The following is a 13,349-nucleotide window of genomic DNA, read 5'->3' as shown; positions in this document are numbered from 1 at the left end:
TTTGCACGCGACGCTTCCATCAATAACAAGCCCAAGCGGAGTACCACAGATGGCGTTCTTCACCGCAGCCAGCAAAGCCGACTTCCAGCACCAACTGCAAGCGGCACTGGCGCAGCACATCAGTGAACAGGCACTGCCACAAGTGGCGCTGTTCGCTGAACAATTCTTCGGCATCATTTCCCTGGACGAGCTGACTCAACGTCGCCTCTCCGACCTCGCTGGCTGTACTCTTTCTGCGTGGCGCCTGCTTGAGCGCTTCGATCACGCGCAACCGCAAGTGCGCGTCTACAACCCTGATTACGAACGCCACGGCTGGCAGTCGACCCACACCGCGGTCGAAGTGCTGCACCACGACCTGCCATTTCTGGTCGACTCGGTACGCACCGAGCTGAACCGCCGCGGCTACAGCATCCACACCTTGCAGACCACCGTGCTCAGCGTACGCCGTGGCAGCAAGGGCGAGTTGCTGGAAGTCCTGCCGAAGGGCACTCAGGGCGACGGCATTCTGCAAGAGTCGTTGATGTACCTGGAAATCGACCGCTGCGCCAACGCGGCCGAGCTGAACGTGCTGTCCAAGGAGCTGGAACAGGTACTCGGTGAAGTCCGCGTTGCGGTCGCCGATTTCGAGCCGATGAAGGCCAAGGTGCAGGAGATCCTCACCAAGCTCGATAACAGCCAGTTCGCCGTCGATGCCGACGAGAAGACCGAAATCAAGAGTTTCCTGGAATGGCTGGTGGGCAACCACTTCACCTTCCTCGGCTACGAAGAGTTCACCGTTACCGATGAAGCCGATGGCGGCCATATTCAGTACGATCAGAACTCGTTCCTCGGCCTGACCAAACTGCTGCGCAACGGCCTGACCTACGAAGACCTGCGCATCGAAGACTACGCCGTCAACTACCTGCGCGAACCGACCCTGCTGTCGTTCGCCAAGGCTGCGCACCCAAGCCGTGTGCACCGTCCGGCTTACCCTGACTACGTGTCGATCCGTGAAATCGACGCCGACGGCAAGGTCATCAAAGAACACCGTTTCATGGGCCTGTACACCTCGTCGGTGTATGGCGAGAGCGTGCGGGTCATCCCGTTCATCCGTCGCAAGGTCGAAGAAATCGAACGCCGCTCCGGCTTCCAGTCCAAGGCTCACCTGGGCAAGGAACTGGCGCAGGTACTAGAAGTGCTGCCGCGTGATGACCTGTTCCAGACTCCGGTCGACGAACTGTTCAGCACCGTGATGTCGATCGTGCAGATCCAGGAGCGCAACAAGATCCGCGTGTTCCTGCGCAAAGACCCGTACGGTCGTTTCTGCTACTGCCTGGCCTACGTGCCGCGCGATATCTATTCCACCGAAGTTCGCCAGAAAATCCAGCAAGTGCTGATGGAACGCCTGAAGGCTTCCGATTGCGAATTCTGGACGTTCTTCTCCGAGTCGGTACTGGCGCGTGTACAGCTGATTCTGCGGGTTGATCCGAAGAATCGTCTGGACATCGATCCGCTGCAACTGGAAAAAGAAGTCGTGCAAGCCTGCCGCAGCTGGCAGGACGACTACGCCGCACTGACCGTGGAAAACTTCGGCGAAGCCAGCGGCACCAACGTGCTGGCCGACTTCCCGAAAGGCTTCCCGGCTGGCTACCGCGAGCGTTTCGCTGCGCATTCGGCCGTGGTCGACATGCAGCATCTGCTGAGCCTGAACGACAAGAATCAGTTGGTGATGAGCTTCTACCAGCCACTGGGTCAGGTCTCCGGTCAGCGCGAGTTGCACTGCAAGCTGTACCACGCCGACACGCCGCTGGCGCTGTCCGACGTGTTGCCGATTCTGGAAAACCTCGGTCTGCGCGTGCTGGGTGAATTCCCATACCGTCTGCGCCACAACAATGGCCGCGAGTTCTGGATTCACGACTTCGCGTTCACGGCTGCCGAAGGTCTGGAACTCGACATCCAGCAACTCAACGACACCCTGCAAGACGCGTTCGTGCACATCGTGCGTGGCGATGCCGAGAACGATGCGTTCAACCGTCTGGTGCTGACCGCCGGCCTGCCTTGGCGTGACGTGGCGTTGCTGCGTGCTTATGCGCGTTACATGAAGCAGATTCGTCTGGGCTTCGATCTGGGCTACATCGCCAGCACTCTGAACAACCACACCGACATCGCTCGCGAACTGACCCGGTTGTTCAAAACGCGTTTCTATCTGGCACGCAAGCTGTCCGGTGATGATCTGGACGACAAGCAACAGCGTCTGGAACAGGCGATCGTGACCGCACTGGACGACGTTCAGGTGCTCAACGAAGACCGCATCCTGCGTCGCTACCTTGACCTGATCAAGGCGACCCTGCGCACCAACTTCTACCAGACCGATGCCAACGGCCAGAACAAGTCGTACTTCAGCTTCAAGTTCAATCCGCACTTGATTCCTGAGCTGCCAAAACCTGTTCCGAAGTTCGAAATCTTCGTTTACTCGCCACGCGTTGAAGGCGTGCACCTGCGCTTCGGTAACGTTGCGCGTGGTGGTCTGCGCTGGTCCGACCGTGAAGAAGACTACCGCACCGAAGTGTTGGGCCTGGTAAAAGCCCAGCAAGTGAAAAACTCGGTGATCGTGCCGGTCGGTGCGAAGGGCGGTTTCCTGCCACGTCGTCTGCCACTGGGCGGCGGGCGTGACGAGATCGCGGCTGAGGGCATCGCCTGCTACCGCATCTTCATTTCGGGCTTGTTGGACATTACCGACAACCTGAAGGACGGCGCACTGGTGCCGCCGGCCAACGTCGTGCGGCATGACGATGATGACCCGTACCTGGTAGTTGCTGCGGACAAGGGCACTGCGACCTTCTCCGACATCGCCAACGGCATCGCCATCGACTACGGCTTCTGGCTGGGTGACGCGTTCGCCTCCGGTGGTTCGGCGGGTTACGACCACAAGAAAATGGGCATTACCGCCAAAGGCGCGTGGGTTGGCGTACAACGTCACTTCCGCGAGCGCGGCATCAATGTTCAGGAAGACAGCATCACGGTAGTGGGCGTCGGCGACATGGCCGGTGACGTGTTCGGTAACGGTCTGTTGATGTCCGACAAGCTGAAACTGGTCGCTGCTTTCAACCACCTGCACATCTTCATCGATCCAAACCCGGAAGCAGCCAACAGCTTCGCCGAGCGTCAGCGTCTGTTCGATCTGCCGCGTTCGGCGTGGTCGGATTACGACACCAGCATCATGTCCGAAGGTGGCGGCATCTTCTCGCGTAGCGCGAAAAGCATCGCCATCTCGCCGCAGATGAAAGAGCGCTTCGACATTCAGGCTGACAAGCTGACCCCGACCGAACTGCTGAATGCCTTGCTCAAGGCGCCGGTGGACCTGTTGTGGAACGGCGGTATCGGCACCTACGTCAAAGCCAGCAGCGAAAGCCACGCCGATGTCGGCGACAAGGCCAACGATGCACTGCGCGTGAACGGCAACGAACTGCGCTGCAAAGTAGTGGGCGAGGGCGGTAACCTCGGCATGACCCAACTGGGTCGTGTGGAATTCGGTCTGAATGGCGGTGGTTCCAACACTGACTTCATCGACAACGCCGGTGGCGTGGACTGCTCCGACCACGAAGTGAACATCAAGATCCTGCTCAACGAAGTCGTGCAGGCCGGCGACATGACCGACAAGCAACGCAACCAGTTGCTGGCGAGCATGACCGACGAAGTCGGTGGTCTGGTGCTGGGCAACAACTACAAGCAGACTCAAGCGCTGTCGCTGGCGGCCCGTCGCGCATTGCCACGGATCGCTGAATACAAGCGTCTGATGAACGATCTGGAAGGCCGCGGCAAGCTGGATCGCGCCATCGAGTTCCTGCCGAACGAAGAAGCGCTCAACGAACGCATTGCCGAAGGCCATGGCCTGACCCGTGCCGAGTTGTCGGTGCTGATTTCGTACAGCAAGATCGACCTCAAAGAACAGCTGTTGAGCTCGCAGGTTCCGGACGATGACTACCTGACCCGCGACATGGAAACGGCGTTCCCGCCGTCCCTGGTCAGCAAGTTCTCCGAAGCCATGCGTCGTCACCGCCTGAAGCGCGAGATCGTCAGCACCCAGATCGCCAACGATCTGGTCAACCACATGGGCATCACATTCGTTCAACGACTCAAAGAGTCGACCGGCATGAGCCCGGCGAACGTAGCTGGCGCTTACGTGATCGTGCGCGACATCTTCCATCTCCCGCACTGGTTCCGTCAGATCGAAGCCCTGGATTACCAGGTTTCCGCTGACGTGCAACTGGAGCTGATGGATGAGCTGATGCGTCTGGGTCGTCGCGCTACACGCTGGTTCCTGCGTGCCCGCCGCAACGAGCAGAATGCTGCTCGTGATGTCGCGCATTTCGGTCCGCAACTGAAGGACCTGGGCCTCAAGCTCGACGAACTGCTCAACGGCGAAATCCGCGAAACCTGGCAGGCGCGTTATCAGGCCTACGTCGAAGCCGGCGTGCCGGAGTTGCTGGCGCGCATGGTGGCTGGCACCACGCACCTGTACACCCTGCTGCCGATCATCGAAGCATCGGATGTCACCGGCCAGAACCCGGCAGACGTGGCCAAGGCCTACTTCGCCGTGGGCAGTGCGCTGGACATCACCTGGTACCTGCAACAGATCAGCGCTCTGCCGGTTGAAAACAACTGGCAGGCACTGGCCCGTGAAGCGTTCCGCGATGACGTCGACTGGCAGCAACGCGCGATCACCATCTCCGTCCTGCAACAGGGCGACGGTACGCTGGACGTGGAAACCCGTCTGGCACAGTGGATGGCACTGCACGAGGGCATGATTGCCCGCTGGCGCGCCATGCTGGTGGAAATCCGTGCTGCGAGCGGCACTGATTACGCCATGTACGCGGTGGCCAACCGTGAGCTGCTGGATCTGGCTTTGAGCGGGCAAGCCGTGGTGCCTGTCACTGCTGCTGCGGAGCTTGAAACTGCTTAAGTAAGGCGTTGAATAAAAAAGCCCCGCTCTCGAAAGAGGCGGGGTTTTTTTTCATCCAGACGAACCAGGAATGGGATTTCAACTTTTCAGGCGGAAAGCATAAGCGCGAACCCCTTCAGGTTGAGGTAGCGAGGTAGCCACCCCGACGATTTTATCTTGCTGAATCGCAACAGATTGGCCGATATCCAGCACATCACTCACCTTGACGATCACTTGTCCTGAAGTGCCGAAATTCTCGTCGGGGCCACCATTGGAATGGTATTGGTTAATGATGATCGCCGAGCTCGCGCCCGTAGTTGAGCCGAGAGTGACGAATTTGCCGTCCGCTCGTTGTGCACCAGATAACCACTGCAGGCCAGTTGATGGATCGGGGGCTGGCGTTATAACAGGTTTACCACCATTGAAGTCTTGAACAAAACCGCCAGTTTTATCGAGACAAACTATCAGCCCATGAAGCTCGCCCTTATCTGTAGATCCGATCCCGATAATGTTGCCGTCGGAAGTTTCCAAGAGAGAAAATATCTGGTCTAGTGCGCCGATTGAGTCGAGCAATACATACCCTCCGACCCCAAAAGTTTCGACCGGATCGCCTGCAGAGTTGTAGAGAGCGATGAAACCAAGATTTTTTCTGTCTTGGTGCACTATTCCACCAATTGCAAAATTACCATTGCTTAGCGGTATGACAGTGCCGGCGTAAGTCGAGTGAGCGGTGTATTGAATGCGTACATACCCTTCTTGGTTTCCGAACGTGTAATCGATTTTCCCTTGGCGATCGACGCGCATCAGGATGCCAATGTTGTCTGAATAACTGTACTGATGATTGCTTCGCACCATTAACTTTCCATCGGGTAGTTCGATGGATGACATGTTTTGTTGTCCTGCCGGAGATTCTTTTGATTGGTCTGTCTGTTGTGCCAAGGCCTGTGTCGGCAAGGAATCGGGATGCACAACAGTTGTGCCAGCCTCGCCGAACGTTGTTACCGGACGTCCGGAATGGTCAAACAGGGCAAGGCCGCGTTTTGTTGGGCCTAACTCGTGCTCACTCCAGGCTCCGCTCAACAGTATCTCGCCACTTTTCAGCACGCTGATGCTTCCACGGGTAGATTGGTAGCCTTCGCGAAATTTGCCAGTGCGGTAACCGTAGTCATTGAAGGAGGAGTCTGTAGTTCCATCCTCGTTCAGGCGGCCTACGTAGAAGTTAGATCCTGATGCTCCAGCGATAATCAGTTTTTGATCAGGCCCGACAGTCAGGCGCTGCATAAATCCTCGGGCAACGTCGGTGTGCTCGATCCATGAAACTCCATCATTTCCAAATGTTTTATCAAGGTGCTCATTGGAAGAATTAATACCTTTCATTTTGACACTCCTTGTATTGCAGTGACGAGAGCAACGGACACGCCGCGCCCTGGTTATTTCCACGGCTGAAAGTGCAGGAGTTTCATTGATAGTCGCGATTGTATTAGGTGTCTACTGTCAGTTATGACAGTAGACATGTTGGTGGGAGTTATGGTGGTTGGCGGGTAAGCCTTGTGTTGAACAGCTAAGCTCGGCTCTACAGCGATTAGTTTTTCAACGGGATCAAAACTTGTTCGTCAGGCGAGAGCACCATGAACACCAGCAACTTGGCCGGCTTGCTCTTGCTCGCATTTTTCGACACCAGATGCTCGGAGCCGGCCGGCTCGTACCAGAACTGGCCTTTTTTGTAGGTGACTGCCTGTTCGCCTTTGACCTGAGAAATCACTTCGCCCTCCAGCACATAAGCCATGGCCGTGCCGTCATGCTTATGCGCGATGGAGGACTGGCCGGGCTTGTAGTCGACTTCGATCATCATGGCTTTTTTGCCGGGGACGTTTTTCAGGGGGTGGTCTTGCAACACCGTGACCTTCTCGGACGGGTCGTGAGCCAGTGCCGAGACAGAAACAGTCAAAACCAGAGCGGCAGCTAAGACGGGCAGGATTTTCATGGCGGATTACCTGTGCAGTACGGGGAGTCGGTAATCACAGTAGTCCGCGTGCCGGGGGATTCAAACGGCCAATGTTCGGGAAGATCGGGTGACCAATCTGCGGGATTTCAGCGCTTGCGAAGACGCCATCGCTGGCAAGCCAAGCTCCCACAGGTTCTGTTGTCGTTCATATGATTTGTAAACAACACGAAACCCTGTGGGAGTCTGGCTTGCCAGCGATGGCGTCAGTAAGTCAAACGATTGGAAAAGAGTTGAAATCCACACTATTGGCCAGCCGGCTATCAATCAGATCAATAAAACCCTGCGCTTCCGGGCGATTGAAATGCGCTTGCATCGCCGCTTCCGACTGCCAGTGCGCGCTGACCGTCCAGCGGTGGCTGTCCTCGGGGCAGCGGTCGACCATGTAGGAATCGCAGCCCGGCGTCTGGCGCAGGGTGTCGACGATGCGCTGCAACTGCTTGCCGAGTTCTTCGGAGCGGCCGGCCGCAGCCTGCACCTGCACGGTATTGATCACTTCGTTGGACATTGCTCACACTCCTGAATCAGGCCGGACGAATCCTGCTCATTGAGGGATAACGCCTGTGCAGAATAGGCCTGCGCCCCCGGATCACCAATAACCAATCGGCGGTTAATCGGTTAGGCCAATCTAGCAGGCGACTTGTTGCAGAATGTCGCGCAGACGATCCAGCGCGATGTCGATGTCGAGCGTCTCGATGGCTCCGAAGCCGAAGTACAACCCGCTACGAGCCGTTTGCTGATGATAGAACGTGTCGATGGAATACAGCCCGACCTCGACCTTTTTCGCCAGCTCGATCACCAGTGGCAAGTCAATCGGCACCCGGCAATACACCGCCATGTGAAACCCGGCGCGGGCCGGAACCGCTTCCAGCCATGGCGCCAGATCGCTGGCCATGCGCACCAGAATCCGCTCGCGGCGCTGGGCGTAGATGGTGTGGCAGCGACGGATATGCTTGAGCAGGCAACCCTCGGCGATGAACTTGGCCAGCGCCCATTGCGGCAGAGTCGAGGCGTGCAGATCGGTCAGTTGCTTGGCGCGGATCACCGCTTCGAGGATCGCCGGCGGCAGGATCGCGTAACCCAGACGCAGCTCTGGCAGCAGGGTCTTCGAGAAGGTGCCGACGTAGGCGACGATGCCGCGCTGATCGAGATTGTGCAGCGAATCGGTCGGCCGGCCCTCGTAACGAAACTCGCTGTCGTAGTCGTCCTCGATGATGATTGCGCCCAGCTCATGCGCGCGCTCCAGCAACGCCTCGCGTCGCGCCTGACTCATCGGCATGCCTAACGGAAACTGATGCGACGGCGTTACATAAATCAGCCGCGTGCCATCGGGAATATGCTCGACCTGCATGCCCTCGGCATCGACCGGCACACCGACCACCGTCGCCCCATGCGTGCCGAATAGCAGGCGTGCCGGCGGATAACCGGGATCTTCCATCGCCACCAGACTGCCGGGGCGCAACAGCACGCGGCTGATCAGGTCCAGCGCCTGCTGCGCACCGTTGCACACCACGATGTCTTCTTCCTGGCAGTTCACCCCGCGAGAAAACGCGATGTGCCGTGCGATTGCAGTGCGTAGCGCTGGCAAGCCTTCGGCAAAACTGTAGAAGCCCTTTGACGCCGCTATCTGTCGCAGCGCGTGAGAGACGCAACGGCGCCAGTCATCGTGGGGGAACTGGCCCTTGCTGGTGGCGCCGCCGATGAAGTCGTAACGCAGCGAACCCTCAAGCGTCGGGTGGCGCAGGAACACCGGCAGATTGCGCCAGCTCTCGATCACCTCGGCTGCGGCCAGTTCCGAATGACTTTGCTTGCGCTGGACGGTCGCGGGCCGTGCATTGACGTAGGTGCCTTTGCCGATCACGCCGGTGAGGAAGTTTTCGTAGGTCAGTAGCGCGTAGGTGTCGGAAATGGTCTTGCGCGAGATCCCCAGTTGCTCGGCGAGCAAGCGGCTCGGCGGCAACTGAGTGCCAGCGGCCAAGCGCCCGGATTCGATGGCGCCGCGCAGTTGTTGGTACAACTGCGCGGCCAGATCCTTGCGGCCGTTGATCACGACGTGAAGTTCCATATCGACGGGGCGCTCCGGGCAATTGAAGTGCCGGCCAGATTACTCTGGTTTGCACTGCAGGCTGAAGTTGCGTAGTGCAAATCCCGCAAATTGGACACGTCCCCTGTGGGAGCTGGCTTGCCAGCGATGAGGACTTTGGATCCAGCATGGATGTCAGCAGATATGCCGCCATCGCTGGCAAGCCAGCTCCCACAGGTTTTGTGTTTGGCTTGTAGGCAGTGGTGTGGCGGTTTTGCGTGAAATTGGGGCTGTGATGCGGGCGGGGTAGCGCTTAGGTTATAGGCATACTTCCGTCATGAGAGCCGCATCATGTCCCCGCGCCTGGATTACTACAGCGCTTCACCCAAAGCGATGAAAGCGATGATTGCCATGGAGGCCCTGACCAGCAACCTGAGCATCGAGCAGCCGCTGCTGCACCTGATCAAGATCCGCGCTTCGCAGCTCAATGGCTGCGCGTTCTGCACCGACATGCACTCGGTGGACGCGCGCCGGGCGGGGGAGAGTGATCGGCGTTTGTATTCGCTGGTGGTGTGGCGCGACAGCGATTTTTTCAATCCGCGCGAACGTGCTGCGCTGACGTGGGCCGAGGCGGTGACCCTGCTTTCTCAAAGCCACGTGCCTGACGACGTTTACCAGTTGGCGCGCGAGCAGTTCAACGAGGCGGAAATGGTCGATCTGACGATTGCCGTCACCACGATCAACAGCTGGAATCGCCTGGCGGTAAGCTTCCGCCAAACCCCCAGCGAGTGATCATTTGCCGATCAACAACGGCGAATTGCCCGGATTGACTGGCGGGCGCTGCGGTTTCACTGATGTACCAAAGGTATTGCCCATCCGCGTACTAGTCGCCGCTGGCGTCGCCAAACCAACCTGATTCGGTGCGCGTTTGTTCACCGGCACATTCAGCGCCTCTTGATTCTTCTGCGCCGCCGCCGCACCTTCTGGATTGTTGCCCATCTGCTGGCTCAGACAATCGTAATTCGGCGCCTTATAGCCGCCGACCGTGACTTCCACGCAACCCAACGGTTGCTCGGCGTGCGCGACATTGAGCGCGGATATCAGCAGCCCGCCAAGGGCGATTTTCCACAGTGCATGCATGTTGGCCTCCTGGCCGGCCCGGACGGGCCGCTCTGCCTCTGAGTCTAGTGCAAGCGTGCTGACAACCCCGTGATGGTTTTTTTGCAGTGACCGTCACACCAGATTCATAAACAGCCCTCAGGATGACGGTTTTCAGGGGTATCCCAGCCGTGCAGCGAGGCAGTGCCAGGGACGGTTTTGTGCGTTCAGCGCTTTTGCGCCGGGTCTGCCTGGGGCTGCTGCTTGGCCTGTTGTCAGGCCAGACTCTGGCCGAAGCGCTGCCGGCGACGATGCGTGTAACGCTGCATATTCCCGCTCAGGATCTGGCGCCGGCGCTGGACCAGTTCAGTCGTGCCACTGGCATGGCGGTGCTGGTCGACAGCCAGTTGAGCCGCGGTCGTCGTTCGTTGGCAGTGGACGGCGAGTTCACCGCCGCTCAGGCGTTGCGCCAGTTGCTCGGTGGCAGCGGATTGATGGCGCGCTATGCCCGCGACGATGCGTTCACTTTGCAAGTGGCGCAGGTCGAGGACGTAGCGCAGCCGATGGAAAAACCGGTGCCGGGCAGCGCGGCAGTCAATCGCAGTTACGCGACCGCAGTGCAAGCGGCCATCGAGCGCAATCTGTGCCGTTCGCCGCTGACTCGGCCCGGGAGTTTTCGCGCGGTGTTGCAGTTGTGGATCGGCCGCGATGGCGTGGTGCAACACAGTCGCCTGCTCACCTCGACCGGTGATGTGCGCCGCGATGCCGCGCTGGTAGACAGCTTTCACACGCTGAAAATCGACCGACCGACACCCGGCGCACTGCGCCAGCCGGTCACCTTGCTGTTGCTACCCGAATCCTCAGGAAAACGCATGGAATGCACACAACGGGAAGGAGCCTCTGAAGCATGAAAGACCCCGAACACCGTTCGATGGTCGAGCTGTTCCTGGCGTCCTACGAGGACTTTCGGGTGCGCCTGCGCAGGCGACTGGGTTCGGAGGATCTGGCCAACGACGTGCTGCACGAAACCTGGCTGCGCGTCGACCGCATGGAGACGCCACCGAACATCGCCAGCCCTAACGCCTACCTCTATCGCATGGCCCTGAACATCGCCGCCGATCGACGTCAGGCCGACGCGCGTTTTCTGACCGGCACCGAGGTTGAAGAGCTGCTGCAAATCAGCGACGAAGCGCTGGACCCGGCGCGCGTGGTCGGTGGGCAAAAGGAAATTCAGTCGCTGCTCGACGCGTTATACGAGCTGCCGGCACGGCGCCGCCGGATCTTCATTGCCGCGCGACTGGAAGAAGCGCCGCACCTGGAAATTTCCCAGCGTTTCGGCATCTCCACGCGGATGGTCGAGAAGGAAATCAAAGCCGCGCTGGGGCATTGCGCGGCGAAACTGGAAAGAAAAGTGTTTCAGCGGTTCGGTCGCGGGGCCGGAAAACCGTCATCTGAATGAGTCCCGATTAATTCGCCGAGTATCCGTGCGTTTGAACATCTTCCGTCTGACACCTGCCGAGCCAACGGCCGCCGAGCGTCTGCAAAGCGAAGCCCGTGACTGGCTGATTCTGCTGACCTCAGGCCGCGCCACGGTCGCCGACGCCCGCGCGCTGCGCCAGTGGTGCGCGCAAAGCGCCGAGCACGCGCGGGCCTTCGAAGACTGCAAAGCCTTGTGGCACCTGCTGCAACCGGCGGCAGAGGCTGTGCAGGCGCCGCGTGGTTATGGTCGACGGGCATTTCTCGGCGGGGCCATCGCGGCGTCGGCGGCGTTCTTTCTGGTGCGCGGCACGGTTCCTGGCGGGTTCTCCGGGCTGGGGGCGGATTACATCACCGAGGTTGGCCAGCAGCGACGCGTCGATCTGGCGGATGGTTTGAGCCTGGAACTGAATACCCAGACGCGCATCAATCAGCGTGCCACGGACGAGGGTGTACAGGGTTTTGAATTGCTCAGTGGCGAAGTTGAAGTGCAGACCGCGCGGTTGCCGCTGGCGATGCAGGCTGGGGGCGGATGGTTGCGCGCCAGTCAGGCGCGGTTCAACTTGCGCAACATTGATCAGCAAGTGTGCGTGACCTGCCTCGATGGGTTGCTGGACATCGACGTTGGAGACCGCAGCCTGCGTTTGGAACCGGGGCAGCAGCTGACCTACGATGCACAACAGGTTGGCGCCGTGCAAAGCGTCGACACGGCAGCGGTGATGAACTGGCGGCAACAGATTTTGGTGTTCAACGGCGCGACCTTGAGTCAGATGATTGACGAGATCAACCGTTACCGTCCGGGGATGTTGCTGCTGTTGAACCGTCAACTTGGTGAACGGCGGGTGCAGGCGCGTTTCAGTCTTGATCAACTGGCGGGTGTGGCGCTGTTGATTCGCGATGCTTATGGCGTGAAATGTACTGAGTTGCCAGGTGGTGTCGTTGTTTTGAGTTAGTGGGGTTGGCTGTGTATATATCCGTTGCTGCGGTAATTGCCGCTTAGGGTTCCGCCCTGACGGCGGGTCACCTTTTCCAAACGCCGAAAAGGTAACCCAAAAGGCTTGCTCCTACGTACGGCCCGCTCGCTGGGGCTCGGGGTTCCTTCGCTCCGGGATCCATCCGGGGGCATCGCCTCCGGTTTGCTTCGCTGCACCTCCTCTCGATGCATTTGGCTTCGCCAAACGGTCGCTGCGCTCCCACCCCCGAATGGATCCCTCCACTCAGCCTTCCGACGTCGCCCGCGGATCAAGATCAAAAGCTGCAGCCGAGCTAACGCTCATCCTGTTGAGTGGTGGGGAGCAGAGGCGGGGGGCGGTGGGCGTTGTTTTGGTATTTGCTTTTGCTTTTGCTTTTGCTTTTGCTTTTCTGTGGGAGTGAGCTTGCTCGCGAAAGCATCCTGACAGCCAACCAATATCTACCGGCTGTACTTAAATCCCTGTGGGAGCCAGCCTGCTGGCGATGGCAATCTCACAGGCGCCGATGCAATTGCAGATGTCCCCAAAACCTGTGGGAGCTGGCTTGCCAGCGATGGCGGCCTATGAGCCGACCGTCTCTTGCAGATGTACTCAGTCCCCACTGTGAGCCAGCCTGCTGGCGACGACATCCTGATAACCGACCAATCTCTACCGGCTGCACTCAATCCCTGTGGGAGCCTGGCTTGCCAGCGATGACGGCCATCCAGCCAACCAATCCCCAACTGCCTTAACCCAATCCCCCTGTGGGAGATTCTATGGTTGAGGGGAAGCCCTCAACCGACTTTCGGTTGGTATTCGTCCTCCCCCTTCAGCAGTGCAAATACCACTCGGGCAAGCTTGCGGGCCAGGATCACCAGG

10 protein-coding genes are annotated in these 13,349 nt (G+C 59.0%); 5 read left to right on the top strand and 5 right to left on the bottom strand.

Features of this window, described 5'->3' with window-relative positions:
- Nucleotides 1-49: 49 nt before the first annotated feature.
- Complete coding sequence (locus tag ACP7EE_RS19475; RefSeq protein WP_426235994.1) at nucleotides 50-4,942, top strand: NAD-glutamate dehydrogenase; 4,893 nt, start codon at nucleotides 50-52, stop codon at nucleotides 4,940-4,942.
- Between the two features lie 78 nt (nucleotides 4,943-5,020).
- Here the strand turns inward: ACP7EE_RS19475 and ACP7EE_RS19470 are convergent, their stop codons facing one another.
- From ACP7EE_RS19470 to ACP7EE_RS19455, 4 genes are all read right to left on the bottom strand, one after another.
- The gene (locus ACP7EE_RS19470; protein ID WP_426235992.1) at nucleotides 5,021-6,298 is read right to left on the bottom strand and encodes a hypothetical protein; all 1,278 of its coding nucleotides are present in this window, start codon (nucleotides 6,296-6,298) and stop codon (nucleotides 5,021-5,023) included.
- Between the two features lie 205 nt (nucleotides 6,299-6,503).
- On the bottom strand, nucleotides 6,504-6,905 hold the full coding sequence (locus tag ACP7EE_RS19465; RefSeq protein WP_426235990.1) for a cupin domain-containing protein: 402 nt from the start codon (nucleotides 6,903-6,905) through the stop codon (nucleotides 6,504-6,506).
- A gap of 232 nt (nucleotides 6,906-7,137) precedes the next feature.
- Nucleotides 7,138-7,431 carry a putative quinol monooxygenase gene (locus tag ACP7EE_RS19460; protein ID WP_420649742.1) on the bottom strand — a complete coding sequence of 98 codons (294 nt, stop codon included), beginning with the start codon at nucleotides 7,429-7,431 and terminating at the stop codon, nucleotides 7,138-7,140.
- 120 nt (nucleotides 7,432-7,551) lie between these two features.
- Entirely contained in the window at nucleotides 7,552-8,988 is a 1,437-nt protein-coding gene (locus ACP7EE_RS19455) for a PLP-dependent aminotransferase family protein (protein ID WP_426235988.1), read from the bottom strand.
- Between the two features lie 309 nt (nucleotides 8,989-9,297).
- Here ACP7EE_RS19455 and ACP7EE_RS19450 point away from each other — a divergent pair, with 309 nt between their 5' ends.
- Nucleotides 9,298-9,738, top strand: coding sequence for a carboxymuconolactone decarboxylase family protein (locus ACP7EE_RS19450; RefSeq protein WP_426204166.1), 441 nt, complete (start codon nucleotides 9,298-9,300; stop codon nucleotides 9,736-9,738).
- Here the strand turns inward: ACP7EE_RS19450 and ACP7EE_RS19445 are convergent, their stop codons facing one another.
- Nucleotides 9,739-10,086, bottom strand: coding sequence for a hypothetical protein (locus ACP7EE_RS19445; RefSeq protein ID WP_426204165.1), 348 nt, complete (start codon nucleotides 10,084-10,086; stop codon nucleotides 9,739-9,741). It abuts the gene before it with no gap.
- Nucleotides 10,087-10,235: 149 nt separating this feature from the next.
- On the opposite strand from ACP7EE_RS19445, the gene ACP7EE_RS19440 reads away from it, so the two are divergent.
- Genes ACP7EE_RS19440 through ACP7EE_RS19430 form a run of 3 tightly spaced genes read left to right on the top strand, consistent with a single transcriptional unit; the run spans nucleotide 10,236 to nucleotide 12,473 of the window.
- Nucleotides 10,236-10,955, top strand: coding sequence for an STN domain-containing protein (locus ACP7EE_RS19440; protein ID WP_426235986.1), 720 nt, complete (start codon nucleotides 10,236-10,238; stop codon nucleotides 10,953-10,955).
- Nucleotides 10,952-11,503, top strand: coding sequence for an RNA polymerase sigma factor (locus ACP7EE_RS19435; RefSeq protein ID WP_426235984.1), 552 nt, complete (start codon nucleotides 10,952-10,954; stop codon nucleotides 11,501-11,503). Before ACP7EE_RS19440 ends, ACP7EE_RS19435 begins: the two co-directional genes overlap by 4 nt.
- Nucleotides 11,504-11,534: 31 nt before the next feature.
- Nucleotides 11,535-12,473, top strand: a complete 939-nt coding sequence (locus ACP7EE_RS19430) for a FecR family protein (RefSeq protein ID WP_426236158.1) — start codon at nucleotides 11,535-11,537, stop codon at nucleotides 12,471-12,473.
- Nucleotides 12,474-13,349: the final 876 nt, after the last annotated feature.

The sequence above is a fragment of the Pseudomonas sp. TWP3-2 genome, assembly GCF_049897765.1.
GTDB lineage: Bacteria > Pseudomonadota > Gammaproteobacteria > Pseudomonadales > Pseudomonadaceae > Aquipseudomonas.
This window is presented reverse-complemented; position numbering and strand designations above follow the sequence as displayed.

Coding starts and splice junctions, on each gene's coding strand:
- ACP7EE_RS19475 (WP_426235994.1), top strand. CDS start 50: ATGGCGTTCTTCACCGCAGCCAGCAAAGCCGACTTCCAGCACCAACTG.
- ACP7EE_RS19470 (WP_426235992.1), bottom strand. CDS start 6,298: ATGAAAGGTATTAATTCTTCCAATGAGCACCTTGATAAAACATTTGGA.
- ACP7EE_RS19465 (WP_426235990.1), bottom strand. CDS start 6,905: ATGAAAATCCTGCCCGTCTTAGCTGCCGCTCTGGTTTTGACTGTTTCT.
- ACP7EE_RS19460 (WP_420649742.1), bottom strand. CDS start 7,431: ATGTCCAACGAAGTGATCAATACCGTGCAGGTGCAGGCTGCGGCCGGC.
- ACP7EE_RS19455 (WP_426235988.1), bottom strand. CDS start 8,988: ATGGAACTTCACGTCGTGATCAACGGCCGCAAGGATCTGGCCGCGCAG.
- ACP7EE_RS19450 (WP_426204166.1), top strand. CDS start 9,298: ATGTCCCCGCGCCTGGATTACTACAGCGCTTCACCCAAAGCGATGAAA.
- ACP7EE_RS19445 (WP_426204165.1), bottom strand. CDS start 10,086: ATGCATGCACTGTGGAAAATCGCCCTTGGCGGGCTGCTGATATCCGCG.
- ACP7EE_RS19435 (WP_426235984.1), top strand. CDS start 10,952: ATGAAAGACCCCGAACACCGTTCGATGGTCGAGCTGTTCCTGGCGTCC.